This window comes from Streptomyces sp. NPDC052773, assembly GCF_044547145.1.
Lineage (GTDB): Bacteria > Actinomycetota > Actinomycetes > Streptomycetales > Streptomycetaceae > Streptomyces.
In genome coordinates, this window is sequence record NZ_JBITZX010000001.1 from 878,779 (window position 1) to 892,949 (window position 14,171).

12 protein-coding genes, 1 other RNA gene and 3 pseudogenes are annotated in these 14,171 nt (G+C 72.6%); 10 read left to right on the forward strand and 6 right to left on the reverse strand.

The window, feature by feature from the left end:
- The first annotated feature begins 12 nt into the window (after positions 1-12).
- A complete protein-coding gene (locus ACIG0D_RS04095; RefSeq protein ID WP_399796104.1) occupies positions 13-870 on the forward strand; it encodes a MaoC/PaaZ C-terminal domain-containing protein in 858 nt (285 codons plus the stop codon).
- Positions 871-969: 99 nt separating this feature from the next.
- Here ACIG0D_RS04095 and ACIG0D_RS04100 read toward each other — a convergent pair whose 3' ends face one another.
- Together ACIG0D_RS04100 and ACIG0D_RS04105 are read right to left on the reverse strand one after the other, a co-directional pair.
- Positions 970-1,128 (reverse strand): hypothetical protein, encoded by a 159-nt coding sequence (locus tag ACIG0D_RS04100; RefSeq protein ID WP_399796105.1) that lies wholly within the window; start codon positions 1,126-1,128, stop codon positions 970-972.
- A gap of 129 nt (positions 1,129-1,257) precedes the next feature.
- Positions 1,258-2,952 carry a hypothetical protein gene (locus tag ACIG0D_RS04105; protein WP_399796106.1) on the reverse strand — a complete coding sequence of 565 codons (1,695 nt, stop codon included), beginning with the start codon at positions 2,950-2,952 and terminating at the stop codon, positions 1,258-1,260.
- A gap of 197 nt (positions 2,953-3,149) precedes the next feature.
- On the opposite strand from ACIG0D_RS04105, the gene ACIG0D_RS04110 reads away from it, so the two are divergent.
- The 3 genes from ACIG0D_RS04110 to ACIG0D_RS04120 are packed head-to-tail and all read left to right on the forward strand — an operon-like array spanning position 3,150 to position 5,916.
- Positions 3,150-4,001: a Nif3-like dinuclear metal center hexameric protein gene (locus ACIG0D_RS04110; protein ID WP_399796107.1), complete on the forward strand. Its 852-nt coding sequence runs from the start codon at positions 3,150-3,152 to the stop codon at positions 3,999-4,001.
- A complete protein-coding gene (locus ACIG0D_RS04115) occupies positions 3,998-4,741 on the forward strand; it encodes a C4-type zinc ribbon domain-containing protein (protein WP_365759137.1) in 744 nt (247 codons plus the stop codon). Before ACIG0D_RS04110 ends, ACIG0D_RS04115 begins: the two co-directional genes overlap by 4 nt.
- 11 nt (positions 4,742-4,752) lie before the next feature.
- Positions 4,753-5,916 carry a bifunctional RNase H/acid phosphatase gene (locus tag ACIG0D_RS04120; RefSeq protein ID WP_399796108.1) on the forward strand — a complete coding sequence of 388 codons (1,164 nt, stop codon included), beginning with the start codon at positions 4,753-4,755 and terminating at the stop codon, positions 5,914-5,916.
- Positions 5,917-6,055: 139 nt separating this feature from the next.
- On the opposite strand, the gene eda is transcribed toward ACIG0D_RS04120, so the two are convergent.
- Positions 6,056-6,706 (reverse strand): bifunctional 4-hydroxy-2-oxoglutarate aldolase/2-dehydro-3-deoxy-phosphogluconate aldolase, encoded by a 651-nt coding sequence (gene eda, locus ACIG0D_RS04125; RefSeq protein WP_399796109.1) that lies wholly within the window; start codon positions 6,704-6,706, stop codon positions 6,056-6,058.
- A gap of 86 nt (positions 6,707-6,792) precedes the next feature.
- Entirely contained in the window at positions 6,793-7,575 is a 783-nt protein-coding gene (gene yaaA / locus ACIG0D_RS04130; RefSeq protein WP_399796110.1) for a peroxide stress protein YaaA, read from the reverse strand.
- Positions 7,576-7,648: 73 nt separating this feature from the next.
- On the opposite strand from yaaA, the gene ACIG0D_RS04135 reads away from it, so the two are divergent.
- The 6 genes and pseudogenes from ACIG0D_RS04135 to ACIG0D_RS04160 all read left to right on the forward strand — a co-directional run.
- The gene (locus tag ACIG0D_RS04135; protein ID WP_399796112.1) at positions 7,649-9,085 is read left to right on the forward strand and encodes an RNB domain-containing ribonuclease; all 1,437 of its coding nucleotides are present in this window, start codon (positions 7,649-7,651) and stop codon (positions 9,083-9,085) included.
- Between the two features lie 26 nt (positions 9,086-9,111).
- Positions 9,112-9,490 (forward strand): annotated as a pseudogene (locus tag ACIG0D_RS04140) (Uma2 family endonuclease); the annotation flags it as partial.
- Positions 9,491-9,525: 35 nt separating this feature from the next.
- Positions 9,526-10,350 (forward strand): AraC family ligand binding domain-containing protein, encoded by an 825-nt coding sequence (locus ACIG0D_RS04145; RefSeq protein WP_399796353.1) that lies wholly within the window; start codon positions 9,526-9,528, stop codon positions 10,348-10,350.
- Between the two features lie 86 nt (positions 10,351-10,436).
- Positions 10,437-11,153: pseudogene (locus ACIG0D_RS04150) on the forward strand (DMT family transporter); the annotation flags it as partial.
- Positions 11,154-11,268: 115 nt separating this feature from the next.
- An RNA gene (gene rnpB / locus ACIG0D_RS04155) (RNase P RNA component class A) lies at positions 11,269-11,673 on the forward strand.
- A gap of 208 nt (positions 11,674-11,881) precedes the next feature.
- Positions 11,882-12,267: pseudogene (locus ACIG0D_RS04160) on the forward strand (DNA/RNA helicase domain-containing protein); the annotation flags it as partial.
- On the opposite strand, the gene ACIG0D_RS04165 reads toward ACIG0D_RS04160, so the two are convergent.
- Together ACIG0D_RS04165 and ACIG0D_RS04170 are read right to left on the reverse strand one after the other, a co-directional pair.
- On the reverse strand, positions 12,159-12,524 hold the full coding sequence (locus ACIG0D_RS04165; RefSeq protein WP_399796354.1) for a hypothetical protein: 366 nt from the start codon (positions 12,522-12,524) through the stop codon (positions 12,159-12,161). The pseudogene ACIG0D_RS04160 and the gene ACIG0D_RS04165 overlap by 109 nt on opposite strands.
- Before the next feature lie 112 nt (positions 12,525-12,636).
- Complete coding sequence (locus ACIG0D_RS04170; protein WP_399796114.1) at positions 12,637-14,082, reverse strand: hypothetical protein; 1,446 nt, start codon at positions 14,080-14,082, stop codon at positions 12,637-12,639.
- Positions 14,083-14,171 lie beyond the last annotated feature (89 nt).

The following is a 14,171-nucleotide window of genomic DNA, read 5'->3' on the forward strand; positions in this document are numbered from 1 at the left end:
CCGTTGGGCGCCATGCCCATCGACGCTGCCAAGGCGCTCGCCGCCGAACCGCGGACCGGCGAGATCTCCTGGACCCCGAAGGATGTCCTGCTCTACCACCTCGGCATCGGCGCGGGCCGCCCCGCGACCGACCCGGCCGAGCTGCGGTACACCCTGGAGTCCCGGTTGCACGTCCTGCCGAGCTTCGCCACCGTCGCGGGCGGCGGCTCCCCCGGGGTGATCGGCGGACTGTCCATGCCGGGAGTCGACGTCGACCTCGCCCGCGTCCTGCACGGCGGACAGTCGCTGACCCTGCACCGGCCCCTCCCGGTCGAGGGCACCGCGACCGCCACCAGCCGGATCACCGCCGTGTACGACAAGGGCAAGGCGGCCGTCCTCGTCATGCGCACCGACGTCGCCGACACCGAGGGCCCGCTGTGGACCGGCGACGCGCGGATCTACGTACGGGGCGAGGGCGGCTGGGGCGGCGACCGGGGCCCGGACACCCGGCGCGAGCCGCCCGCCGGGCCGCCCGACCGGACCGTCGAGCGGGCCGTCCGCGAGGACCAGGCGCTGCTCTACCGCCTCTCGGGCGACTGGAACCCGCTGCACGCCGACCCGGAGTTCGCCCGGCGGGCGGGTTTCGACCGGCCCATCCTGCACGGGCTGTGCACCTACGGCATCACACTCAAGGCGGTCGTGGACACGGTGCTCGGCGGGGACGTCACCCGGGTGCGCGGCTACACGACGCGCTTCGCCGGGGTCGTCTACCCGGGGGAGACCCTGCGGGTGCGGATGTGGCGGGGGGAGCGGGAGATCCGGGTGAGCGCCGGCGCCGTCGAGCGGGACGAGGCGCCGGTCCTCACCGACACCTGCGTCCGGTACGCGTGAGGCGGCGGGAGTGAGTGCTGTGCCTCCGCCTCCGCGTACGACGAGGCCCCGCCCACCCTGGGGTGAGCGGGGCCCGGTGCCGCGCCGACTGACGTACCGTCAGGCCGCCGTCTCGGTCTGCTGCTCCACCGGCTTGCGGTGCCGCCCGCGAGGGGCCGTCTCGGTGTCGTGCGCCGAGACCGGACCGCGGTGCTTACCGTGGCCGGGTGCCGTGGTGGCGTCGGCGGGCAGCGGCTGGGACGTGCTGGCGTCGCTCATCGGAAGAATTCACCCCGTCAACATGATCTTTTTTACAGCCGGGGGAGTCTAACCGGCACACCTCGGGCCGAATCCAGACGGTCACGCCGACCGCCACTACTTCGTTACAAGACGCCCCAACACGCCTCCTCACAGCGGTGCTTGCTGCAACGGCACCGGCCGTGGCGCGGCGGGTGCCGGAGGGTCCGGTTCCGACGGCTTCCCCGAGGACGAAGCCGCGCCGTCCCGGACCGGACCCTCCGGGCTCGCGTCCCCCGCGGTCATCGGAGCGACTGTGGGTGCCATGGCCCCAGGGTCCGGCGGATCTCCCGTGACCCTCATGGCCGTCAGGCCGCCGGTGGCCCCCGTGGCCGGCAGCTCTCCGGTGGCCCTCGGGTCTTTCAGATCCCCGGTGGCCTCCATGGGCTCCGAGACACCAGGGCTCCTTGCGGCCCCCAAGTCCCCCCGGGCCCCCAAGTCCCCCCGGGCCCCCAAGTCCCCCCGGGCCCCCAAGTCCCCCGCGACCCCCAAGCGCCCCGCGACCCCCGCGGCCCCCAGGCCCTCCGCCACCCCCGCGGCCCCCAGGTCCCCCGCGGCCCCCAGGCCTTCCGCGACCCCCAAATCTCCTCCGCCCACCGGGACTTGCCTCTGCGGATCGCCATCCGCACCCCCCGCCCCACCGGCGGCGACCCCGCTCTCCTCTTCCGGTTCGCCCCGCCCCGGCAGAGCCAGCTCCGCGACCCCGCACGGAGTGCCCGGGGTGGAGTACGGGAGGCGGAGTACGCCGTCCCGGGTCCACAGTCCGGTGCCGGTCAGCCAGCCCTGGGGGGCCGGGAGGTGGACGACCTGACGCTGCGTCGGGTGCCAGACGCCGATCCAGCTCCCCGCCGGACCGTCGAACCGCAGCGCCACCCCGCAGCTCTCCGGCGTCAGTACCTGCCCGGGCTGGATGGCGAACGGCGTCACCGCGCAGTCCACCGCCACCCGCAGGCAGTCCGGGAACCGCACCGGCAGGGTGCTGCCGAGCACCCCCCAGCCCAGCCGGGCGTGCCCGGGCGAGGGCGCGTCGGAGCGGATCAGCAGCAGCCCGCTGTCGGGATCGGCGAGCAGCAGCCGGTCGTCGCTGCCCGCGGCGATCTGCAGCAGCGGCGACACCTGCCCGCCCCGCTCCAGATCGACCACGACGGTCTTCGTACGGCCGTTCAGTGTGCGGTCGAGGGCGAGCATCCGCCCGGCCCGGTCCAGCCACACCCCGCCCGAGCAGCGCCCCTGGACCTCGGCGACCCGCTCAGGTCCGAAGGCGCCCCCGGCGACCAGCCACACGGTGCTGGAGCGCGGGCCCGCGGCGAGGGCGTACGCGCGGTCGCCGCCCGGCGCGGGCGCCAGCAGCCGCAGCTCGGTGTCCCCGCGGTCGACTGCGCCCAGCGGCAGCTCGCCGGTGCCCGGGCCGGTCGGGTAGAGCAGCGAGAAGAGGTGCCGCCCGTCGACGTGGCGGCTGATGAGGACCCGCCCGTCGGCCATCGGCTGCACCTCGGTGCCGGGCTCCTCCGGCTGGTTGCCGGGCAGCGGCACGGCGTAGGGCTCGGGGCCGTCGAGGGTCCAGCGCTCCGGGAACCAGGAGTCGCCGTCGCGGGCGAGACGTGCGGCGTAGCCGCCGTCCGCGGTGATCACGCAGCCCGGCCGCGGGGAGAAGCCGTACCGGTCGCCGTACAGGTCGCCATGCCGGACGCCGTACCGGTCGCCGTTGCGGACGCCGTACCGGTCGCCGCTCCGGGCGCCGTCCGGGTCGCCGTTCCGGTCCCCGTCCCGGTCTCCCGCTGTGGGCTCGGTTGCACAGACCGTCATCGTTCGGTCACCTCCGGCGACGAAGCTAGTTTCGTACGCACAGACGGGGGACGGTCCGAGCGCCGCTTCACACATACGGGTGGCCGCCGGGCGATTCACCGGTGGGAACGGGGACGCGTGTGCTCCATGGGGCGACGGCCCGGATGTGGCGGCGGCACCGGTACAGGCGTACGGAACAGGCAGGTAGCCTGTCTCCCGTGCCCCGTCTGTCTGAAGTCATCACCGCGCTGGAGAACCTGTGGCCCGCCGAGCGGGCGGAGTCCTGGGACGCGGTCGGCACGGTCGTGGGCGACCCCGGCCAGGAGGTCACCCGGGTCCTGTTCGCCGTCGACCCCGTCCGGGAGATCGTCGACGAGGCGGTGAAGCTCGGCGCCGACCTGCTGGTCACCCACCATCCGCTCTATCTGCGCGGGACGACGACGGTCGCGGCCTCCACCTTCAAGGGCCGGGTCGTGCACACGCTGATCAAGAACGACATCGCGCTGCACGTCGCCCACACCAACGCCGACACCGCCGACCCCGGCGTCTCGGACGCCCTGGCGGGCGCGCTGGACCTGCGCGTCGTACGGCCCCTGGTGCCGGATCCCACCGACCCGGACGGCCGTCGCGGCCTCGGCCGGGTGTGCGAACTGGACCACCCGCTGACCGTCCGGGAGCTGGCCGCCCGCGCCGCCGAGCGGCTGCCCGCCACCGCGCAGGGCATCCGCGTGGCCGGCGACCCCGAGGCGACCGTCCGCACGGTCGCCGTCAGCGGCGGCTCCGGCGACAGCCTCTTCGACCACGTCCGGGCGGCCGGCGTGGACGCCTTCCTCACCGCGGACCTGCGCCACCACCCGGCGTCGGAAGCCGTGGCCCACAGCCCCCTCGCGCTGCTCGACGCGGCGCACTGGGCCACCGAGTGGCCCTGGTGCGAGCTGGCCGCGAGCCAGCTCGACGAGATCTCCGACCGCAAGGGATGGGGCCTGAGGGTCCACGTCTCCAAGACGGTCACCGACCCCTGGACCGCCCACGCGGCGTCCACCACATCAACTGCAGGAGCCCCCAACTGAACGCCGCGCCCGCCGACCAGATCCGACTCCTCGACGTCCAGGCCCTCGACGTCCGCCTCCAGCAGCTCGCGCACAAGCGGAGGTCGCTGCCCGAGCACGCCGAGATCGAGTCGCTGACCAAGGACCTCACGCAGCTGCGCGACCTGCTGGTGGCCGCGCAGACCGAGGAGAGCGACTGCGCCCGCGAGCAGACCAAGGCCGAGCAGGACGTCGACCAGGTGCGCCAGCGGGCCGCCCGCGACCAGCAGCGCCTCGACTCCGGCGCGATCACCTCGCCGAAGGACCTCGAGAACCTCCAGCGCGAGATCGCCTCCCTGGCCCGCCGCCAGGGCGACCTGGAGGACATCGTCCTGGAGGTCATGGAGCGCCGCGAGTCCGCGCAGGCGCGGGTCGCCGAGCTGACCGAGCGCGTGGCGTCGGTGCAGTCGAAGATCGACGACGCGACCGCGCGCCGCGACGCCGCGTTCGAGGAGATCGACGGCGAGACGGCGTCGGTCACCAAGGAGCGCGAGGTCGTCGCCGGGGCCGTCCCCGCCGACCTGCTGAAGCTCTACGACAAGCTGCGCGAGCAGCAGGGCGGCATCGGCGCGGCGAAGCTGTACGCGCGCACCTGCCAGGGCTGCCGCCAGGAGCTGGCCATCACCGAGCTGAGCGAGATCCGCAAGGCCGCCCCCGACACGGTGGTGCGCTGCGAGAACTGCCGCCGCATCCTCGTGCGTACGGCCGAGTCGGGGCTGTAGGGGGCTTCGCGGTGCGGGAGTTCATCGTCGAGGCCGACGGCGGGTCGCGGGGCAACCCGGGGCCCGCGGGCTACGGGACCGTGGTGATCGACGCGGCGACGGGGGAGACGCTGGCGGAGCGGGCGGAGTTCCTGGGCACGGTGACGAACAACGTCGCCGAGTACCGGGGCCTGCTCGCCGGGCTGCGCGCCGCGTACGAACTGGACCCGGCCGCCCGTGTCCACGTCCGCATGGACTCCAAGCTGGTCGTCGAGCAGATGTCCGGCCGCTGGAAGATCAAGCACCCGGACATGAAGCCGCTCGCGATGGAAGCGTCCCGGATCTTCCCGGCCGGGCAGGTGACGTACGAGTGGATCCCGCGGGAGCGGAACAAGCACGCGGACCGCTTGGCGAACGAGGCGATGGACGCGGGGGCGTCCGGACAGTCCCGGTCCCCCGGGACCTCGGCCGAGGCTTCCCCCGCGGGCGGTACCGCGAAGACGGACGCCGACCCGCGCGCCGCCCGTACGGTCGCCACCCCCTCCGTCGGCTGGGGCTCCGCCCCGGACCTGGGTGCCCCGGCGACCTTCGTGCTGCTGCGGCACGGCGAGACGCCGCTCACCCCGGAGAAGCGTTTTTCCGGAAGCGGCGGCAGCGACCCGTCCCTCTCCGACGTCGGCCGTGAGCAGGCCGAGCGGGTCGCGGCGGCGCTGGCGCGGCGGGGCACGATCCAGGCGATCGTGTCGTCCCCGCTGGCCCGTACCCGGGAGACCGCCGGGATCGTCGCCGCCCGCCTCGGCCTGGAGGTCGGCATCGACGACGGGCTGCGCGAGACGGACTTCGGCGCCTGGGAGGGGCTGACCTTCGCCGAGGTGCACGAACGCCACCCCGACGACCTGGCCGCCTGGCTGGCCTCCCCGGACGCGGAGCCGACCGGCGGCGGTGAGAGCTTCGCGGCGACCGCGACCCGGATCGCCGCCACCCGCGACAAGCTGATCGCGGCGTACGCGGGCCGCACGGTCCTCCTGGTCACCCACGTGACCCCGATCAAGACCCTGGTCCGCCTCGCCCTGGGCGCCCCCGCGGAATCCATGTTCCGCATGGAGCTGTCGGCTGCCTCCGTGTCGGTCGTGGCGTACTACGCCGACGGCAACGCCAGCGTCCGCCTCCTGAACGACACGTCCCACCTGCGCTGAGCGCGGCGGCTCCGGCACGCGTGCGTACGGGGCGCACCCGCGGGCTGTGCCCGTCCGTACGGTGCGTATCCGCGGGCCGTGTCCGTCCGAGCCGGCCGCGTCTGAGCTGGGCTGTTTCCCGCCGCGCACCTGCGCCGGTCTACCCCCGCCGCGCCCGCTCGCCGTCGAGCTCTGCCGCCTCCCTGGCCAGATGTTCGATCCGGGGCCAGTCCCGCGCCGCCAGCGCGTCCGCGGGCAGCATCCAACTGCCGCCTACACAGCCGACGTTGGGCAGGGCCAGGTAGGCGGGCGCGGAGTCGGGGCCGATGCCGCCGGTCGGGCAGAACCGGGCCTGCGGCAGCGGGCCGGACAGCGAGCGCAGATAGGCCGTACCACCGGCCGCCTCCGCCGGGAAGAACTTCATCTCGCGTACGCCGCGCTCCAGCAGCGCGACCACCTCCGAGGTGGTCGACACCCCCGGCAGGAACGGCACCCCGGACGCCCGCATCGCGGCCAGCAGGGCGTCGGTCCAGCCGGGGCTGACCAGGAACCGGGCCCCGGCCGCGACGGACTCCTCGACCTGCGCGGGCGTGAGCACGGTCCCCGCGCCGACCACGGCCTGAGGCACCTCGGCGGCGATCGCCCGGATCGCCTCCAGCGCCCCCGGCGTCCGCAGCGTCACCTCGATCGCCGGCAGCCCCCCGGCGACGAGCGCGCGGGCCAGCGGGACCGCGTCGGCGGGGTCGGCGACGACCACCACCGGGACGACGGGCGCGAGATCCAGCACAGACGGAGGGGAGGGCATGACCATGCCCTCATCCTGCCCACCGGGAAGCGCCCTGTGCAAAGGTCATTGCATATGTTGCAACGACCTGAACGTGTCCCCTCCGCGACGGCTCAGTGAATCTCCTCCACCAGCACATCCAGCGCCCACGCCTGCCCCGCCTTCGCCGGAGCCTGCGCCTCCACCTCGTAGCCGAGGTCCCGCAGCGCCTCGACCAGCTCCGCCGGCCCCGACGGCTCCGCCCCCGCCGTCAGCAGGCTCCGCACGATCCGGCCCTTCGTCGCCTTGTTGAAGTGGCTGACGACCTTGCGGGTCGGCGCGTGCAGCACCCGCACGGTCGCCGTCCGCCCCGCCGGCTCGCCCTTCGGCTTCCACGCCGTCGCGTACGCCGCCGACCGCAGATCCAGCACCAGCCCGTCCCCGGCCACCTCGGGCAGGGCCGCGGCCATCGGCGTACGCCAGTACGCGCCCAGCGCGCCGAGCCCCGGCAGCTTCACGCCCATCGAGCAGCGGTACGACGGGATCCGGTCCGTCACCCGGACCGCGCCCCACAGCCCCGAGAACACCAGCAGCGAGCGCGCGGCCCGCTCCCGCGCGGCCGTCTCCAGCGAGGCCAGGTCCAGGGCGTCGTACAGCACACCCGTGTAGATCTCCCCGGCGGGCCGCGCCCCGGCCGTGCGCAGCTCCGCGTTCTTCGCGACCTCCCCGCGCAGGCCCTCGCTCAGCCCCAGCACCTCGCGCGCCTTGTCCTCGTCGCCCGCGCACAGCTCGACCAGCTCGCCGAGGACGGCCTCACGGGCCTCGGTCAGCGCGGGCAGCGACAGCGACTCCAGCTTCAGCGGGGCGCCCGGACCGGAGGAGGCCTTTCCCTCCGAGGGCGGCAGCAGGACCAGCACACGTACTCCTTATGTCTCAGCTCCCCGCCAGCGTACGGCGTGCCGCCCCGCGCCCCCGGCCTACGCTCGCTGTATGCCCCGCCGCCCCCTGCGCGTGACCGGCGCCGCCCCCGACGACCCGCTGCGGGCCGCCCTCGCCGCGCTGCGCACCGAACTCGGGATCCCCGCCGGCTTCCCGCCCGAGGCCCTGGCCGAGGCCGAACGAGCGGCACGGGCGCCGCGGCTGCCGTCGTACGACGCCACCGACATCCCCTTCTTCACCATCGACCCGCCCGCCTCCACCGACCTCGACCAGGCGATGCACCTCTCGCGCCGGGGCACCGGCTACCGCGTCCGCTACGCCATCGCCGACGTCGCCGCCTTCGTCGCCCCCGGCGGCCCCCTGGACACGGAGACCCACCGCCGGGTGATGACCCTCTACTTCCCCGACGACCGCGTCCCCCTCCACCCGCCCGCCCTCGGCGAGGCCGCCGCCAGCCTGCTCCCCGACGGCCCCCGCCCCGCCGCGCTCTGGACGATCGACCTCGACGCGGACGGCCGCACCCTCGCCGTCGACGTCCGCCGCGCCCTCGTCCGCAGCCGGACCCGGCTGGACTACGCCCGGGTCCAGCGGCAGATCGACGACGGGCGCGCGGAGGAGCCGGTCGCCCTGCTCAAGACGATCGGTGTGCTCCGCCAACGCCTGGAGGTGGAGCGCGGCGGGATCTCCCTCAGCGTCCCCGAACAGGAGATCGTCCCGCGGGACGGCACCTACGCCCTCGCCTACCGCGCCCCGCTCCCCGCCGATGCCTGGAACGCCCAGATCTCCCTGCTCACCGGCATGGCCGCGGCCGACCTCATGCTCGACTCCGGCACCGGCATCCTGCGCACCCTGCCCGCCGCCCCCGACGGCGCCGTGGGCCGCCTGCGCCGCACCGCCCACGCCCTGCGGATCGACTGGCCGCACCACGTCTCGTACGCCGACCTGATCCGCACCCTCGACCCGCACCGGCCCCACCACGCCGCCTTCCTCCTGGAGTGCACCACCCTCCTGCGCGGCGCCGGATACACCGTCTTCCGCGACCGCGCCCTCCCGCCCATCACCACCCACTCCGCCGTCGCCGCCCCCTACACCCACTGCACCGCCCCGCTGCGCCGCCTCGCCGACCGCTACACCACCGAGCTGTGCCTGGCCGCCGCGGCCGGACAGGACCCACCGGACTGGGTGCTCGCCGCCCTCGACGAGCTGCCCGCCGAGATGACGGCGGGCGCGCGGCGGGCGGGCACGGTGGAGCGGGAGTGCGTGAACGCCGTCGAGGCGGCGGTCCTGGCCGACCGCGTCGGCGAGACCTTCGACGCCTGCGTCGTCGACATCGACGAACGCCGCCCCACCACCGGCACGGTCCAGCTCACCGACCCCGCCGTCATCGGCCGCGTCGACGGCGAACGGCTGCCGCTGGGGGAACGCCTCCGAGTACGGCTGACGGAGGCGGAGCCGGCGCGGGCGACGGTGCGCTTCGTGCCCGCGTAGCGGCGCGGGCTGAGCCACGATCGAGGGATTTCTCGGGCAACAAAGGGCTGAAACTGCGTTTCGCTGCGGACTGCCTCCGTGACCACGTGATCCCGGACGCGACGTTCGCCCCTGCGGAGCTGGACCTCTACAAGAGCGCCGAACCCTGGATGCCCTGCGACAGCGTCGCCAGGTGCTGGGGGTCACCTCCACGAAACCGCAAGCCGACCGCGAGACCAAGCGCCCCGCTACGCCCGGGCCGGCATCCCCCTCTACCTGCTCGTCGACCGGGACGTCGCCTCTGTCACGCTGTTCAGCGACCCGGGAAAGCGCGACTACCGTGAGCTGCGCACCGTTCCCTTCGGCAAGCCGCTCACCCTCCCCGACCCCTTCGGCTTCGACCTGGACACGAGCGACTTCCTCTGATCCCCTGTCCCCGGGGGTGCGAGGTGAGCGTACGGATACGGGAAGACGCCCGGTGGACACGGGCCCGGCTCGGGCGGTGCGGGCCGGCACTCGACCTGCTCACCGCCCGCTTCGACCGGCACGTCTACGCCCCGCACGCGCACGAGGAGTTCACGATCGGGGTGACCGTCGGCGGGCTGGAGTTCATCGACTACCGGGGCGGACGCATCCACTCCGGACCGGGCTCGATCGTCATCCTCGAACCCGGTGAGATGCACACCGGCGGCCCTGCCGGCCCCGACGGCGGCTACTCCTACCGCGCCCTGTACGCCACCCCCGACCTGCTCGCCGACGGCACCCTCGGCACCGGCCCGCGCCACTTCCGCGAACCCGTACTGGACGACCCGGAGCTGGCCACCGCCCTGCTGCGCACCCACACCGAGCTGAGCGCCTGCCCCGACCCGCTGGAGGCCGAGTCGCGGCTGCCGTGGCTGCTCACGGCGCTCGCCCGCCGCCACTCCACGGCCCGCGCGGCGAGCGACACCGTGCCGGGCGCCGACGCCATCGCGCACGCCGTACGCGACCGCCTCGCCGACGAACTCACCGACCCGCCCTCCCTCGCCGCCCTCGCCACCGACCTCGGCCTGTCCCGCTACCAGCTGCTGCGCGCCTTCCGTACGGCGATGGGGGTGCCGCCGTACGCCTGGCTCGCCCAGTACCGGGTGCACCGGGCGCGCGGTCTGCTGGAGTGCGGGCTGCGCCCGGCGGAGGTGGCCGCGCTGGTCGGGTTCGCCGACCAGGCGCATCTGACGCGCTGGTTCCGGCGGGTGCTCGGGGTGACCCCGGCGGCGTACCGCAACAGCGTTCAAGACGGCGGGTGAGGACGGCGCGCAGACTTGCCGCCATGACTGCACGCGGCTGGGCCCTGTTCTCCCTGATGGGAGTGGTGTGGGGCATCCCCTATCTGATGATCAAGGTGGCGGTGGACGAGCTGTCCCCGTCCGTGGTGGTGTTCGTCCGGTGCGCGCTCGGCGCCGCGCTCCTGCTCCCCTTCGCGCTCCGCCAGGGCGGCCTCGGCCGCACCGTGCGGACACACTGGAAGCCCATGCTGGCCTTCGCGGTCATCGAGATCGTCGGCCCCTGGTGGACCCTCACCGACGCCGAACGCCACCTGTCCAGCTCCACGGCCGGGCTCCTCATCGCGGGCGTCCCCATCGTCGCCGTCCTCCTGGCCCGCTTCTTCGGCGCGCAGGAGCGGGTCGGCGCCCGCCGGATCACGGGACTGGCCCTCGGCCTCGCGGGCGTCGCCGTCCTCACCGTGCCGCACCTGACCGGCGGCGACGCCCGCTCGCTGGCCGAGGTACTGGTCACGGTCGTCGGCTACGCCACCGCGCCGCTGATAGCCGCCCGGTATCTGAAGGACGTCCCGACCCTCCAGCTGATCACCCCCTGCCTCATCCTGGCAGCCGTCGTCTACGCCCCCGCCGCCTTCCTGACCCGGCCCCCCACCCTGCCCTCGGGCGAGGTCCTGGCCGCCCTCGCCGGTCTCGGCGTCGTCTGCACCGCGATCGCGTTCGTGGCCTTCCTGGAGCTGATCAAGGAGATCGGCCCGACCCGGGCCGGCGTCATCACGTACGTCAACCCGGCGGTCGCCGTCGCCGCGGGCGCCCTCTTCCTCGGCGAGGACCTGACCCTCGGCATCGGCGTCGCCTTCACCCTGATCCTCGCCGGCTCGGTGCTGGCCACGGCCACGGCGCCGAAGCGGGACGTGCGCCGGGTACCATGGTCGACACGGCAGACGAGCCGGGCGGACGGCCGCGTGGAGTCCCCCTAGGGGGCTTCCCGAGGAACGTCCGGGCTCCACAGGGCAGGGTGGTGGCTAACGGCCACCCGGGGTGACCCGCGGGACAGTGCCACAGAAAGCAAACCGCCCGGCGCTCAGGCGCCGGGTAAGGGTGAAACGGTGGTGTAAGAGACCACCAGTGCCCAGGGTGACCTGGGCAGCTAGGTAAACCCCACCCGGAGCAAGGTCAAAAGGAGCGCGGTAAAACGCGCTCTGCGCGGACGTTCGAGGGCTGCCCGCCCGAGTCCGCGGGTAGACCGCACGAGGCCGGCGGCAACGCCGGTCCTAGATGGATGGCCGTCGCCCCGGGCTCCGCGAGGAACCCGGGGAACAGAACCCGGCGTACAGCCCGACTCGTCTGCCTCCCCCACATTTCCACAGGCCATTGCCCATCGGCCATGCTTTCCGGATCACGCCCGGAACGGCGAGCCAGCGCAGGGTCGGCACAGGTGCGCCGCTGAGAGTTGGCGACGGGCGTCTTGGCGTTGGCAGGGGAGGGGAGCCCGGACACGGCGTCTGCCTCCCCCACTGCGACCACGGGTACCAGTCTCAGTGCCGTCAGGTACCCGCAAGACTGGTCGGGGGTCATCATCGGCCCCGACCTGGTCTGGCGCGGCGACCGCTGGAAACGGACCGGACGGCGTCCAGGAACCCGGTCTTCAAGAAGTCCATCCCGGACACCGATGTGGACCGCCTGATCCGCAACACCTACAAGGTCGTGGTGACCCGGGGCATGGTCGGCACAATCGTGTACTCGACGGACGCGGAGACGCGGGGGAAGCTGCGGAAGCTGGTGGGGGAGTGGCTCGGGAAACCATGCCGGTCTGAACGTCCGATCGCGTGGGTTCAGACGCTCTCACAAGCCCAGCCGGGTGGATTCCGCTGGGCTTCCCGCAGAAAGCGTTCGACGTCGAATCCGTGCTCGCTCAGCCGGTACCGAGCCGTGTCCAAGTGATGGTCCTCGAAGAGGCCCCGATACCACGGAAGGAGAACGAACGCCTCGACGCTCAACTCGAGGCGACCGGCTTCCCACAGCGTGGTGAAACCGTCCGAGGCGTTGCCACCGCGCAGGAGCTGCTTGGCTGCCCCGACACCGCCCAGCTCACCCAGCATCTGTACGAACCGCGTGGGGTTGTATCCGATTTCACGCTTGAGACGTTCAGCGCCCCTGCGCATGTCGCCGTGGAACCTGTTCTCTGCTTCGCTCGGCATCCGTCCGCCCCCCTGACCTGGCACCTGTGTCGGGATGAAGGGTCTCACCACTGTCCCCTTCGTGGGGCGAGGAACAGAACGACGAGTCCCTGGCGGCAGGGGCCCTCGTAGATCAAGAGTCCGGGATGTCGAACAGGGACTCCTGCGCGGTGGGCGGGGAGTATGAAGTCACCCTGGGCCTCTTCTTCGAGCTGCGGTTACGGACACGTGTGGCACGAGCGCGAGGCGTCTCCTCGCTTGTCTCGAGCCCCATGACGACGCTGTAACCCTCACGGGCTCGTTGCAGCCCCAGGTCCCGAAGCTGCTCGACGCTGGTTCCGATGGTTCCGACCAGGCCAAGCTTCACCAAGTCCGTGAACTCCGAGCTGACGAGATAGCGGCCCACACGCTCATAGCTGATGATCCGCCCACCTCGCTTCCCGAGCGTGCAGTCGTCGTCCAGCAGCAGACGGGTGTAGGAGAGGGGAAGGTACATGCCGGGTGCCAGGTCGGAGGAAGAGGTCGCAGTGTCCCGCCAGTAGGCGAACTTGAGGAAACACGAATCCTGGGCAAGGCGCCATTCGTGAGGGCGCGCTGGCTCGCGGCTGAGCTGCGACACCTTCTCCAGTCGGTCCATCTGCTGATGCAGCCGCTCGTCCACCCGGTACTCCTTGCGTCGTGGGTCCAGCCGCTTGTACTGGACGAGGACGAAACTGTGGGTGGGATGGTGGTAGTAAATCATGTCCGTACCCAGTCGGTTCTCGACCGGCGTGGCATTGACGTTGACGATCTCGATTCGGCGCCCGGTCGAGTCCTCCAGGACGTGGATGTCACACCGCACATCGCTGCGCCGCCGCCAGTCGTCGAAAAACGGTGACATGTCTCCGAGGCCGGCTCGAACGTCGTGGTCGATCAAGCTGTGCTCGACAGGTTCCGGGATGAGACCAGCGAGATACGTGTCATCCCGATTGACGGGGCGGTCCCAGGCGGACAAGGCGGAGCGGGGGAAACCAGTCACGCGAATGAGGGAGTCGGCTGCGTCTTTCTGTTCCTGCCATGCGCGGTCCGCGGCATCGTCGGGCCTGAAGACGACCGGGTTCTGCTGGGCCAGCAACCAGTCGATGTACGGCGTCAGCTCTGGGTGACTCTGCTGGAGCGCTTCCCGGAGAGCTTGCCAAGTTTCTTTTCCGCAGTATCCCGCGCTCCCCGACAAGGCCTGTTCCAGAGCCGCTCGGTGGGCAGGGGAAAGGGCGGTGAGGATGCCTTCGGGGCCGTCGAGCGGAACTGCCCTCGGGCAACTCCGCATGGGCTCGATGGTGATGCTTCTGTCCACAGGTCCCACGGTGTTGATGTGGAGAACCGACCCCACCCAGGTGATGAAGCGGCCGCGTTCGGGGAACTCCTTGCGACTGTTGCTCGCCGAGCCTGCCCTGTTGTCGCAGACAAGGAACGCTAACCGCGTCCCCTCGGGGGACGTGTCGAGCTCCGTTGGCAATCCCTTCGTGAAACGTTGCGTGACGAGCCAGTCGGGTTCGTTCTTCGCGATCTGGCTCGGTGTGAGGGTCACTATGTAGGTCACGAGCCGACCCTACCGACGGCAGAACGGCTGGTTCGGATATCGCACAATGCCCGGAACTCCCACGGGCCAACGTCAATTGATGTCCACAG

What these genes read in the sequence shown, in the direction of transcription:
- ACIG0D_RS04095 (WP_399796104.1), top strand. Translation starts at nt 13, where the DNA reads ATGCCCATCGACGCTGCCAAGGCGCTCGCCGCCGAACCGCGGACCGGC.
- ACIG0D_RS04100 (WP_399796105.1), bottom strand. Translation starts at nt 1,128, where the DNA reads ATGAGCGACGCCAGCACGTCCCAGCCGCTGCCCGCCGACGCCACCACG.
- ACIG0D_RS04105 (WP_399796106.1), bottom strand. Translation starts at nt 2,952, where the DNA reads ATGACGGTCTGTGCAACCGAGCCCACAGCGGGAGACCGGGACGGGGAC.
- eda (WP_399796109.1), bottom strand. Translation starts at nt 6,706, where the DNA reads ATGGTCATGCCCTCCCCTCCGTCTGTGCTGGATCTCGCGCCCGTCGTC.
- ACIG0D_RS04135 (WP_399796112.1), top strand. Translation starts at nt 7,649, where the DNA reads ATGCCCCGCCGCCCCCTGCGCGTGACCGGCGCCGCCCCCGACGACCCG.
- ACIG0D_RS04165 (WP_399796354.1), bottom strand. Translation starts at nt 12,524, where the DNA reads ATGCCGAGCGAAGCAGAGAACAGGTTCCACGGCGACATGCGCAGGGGC.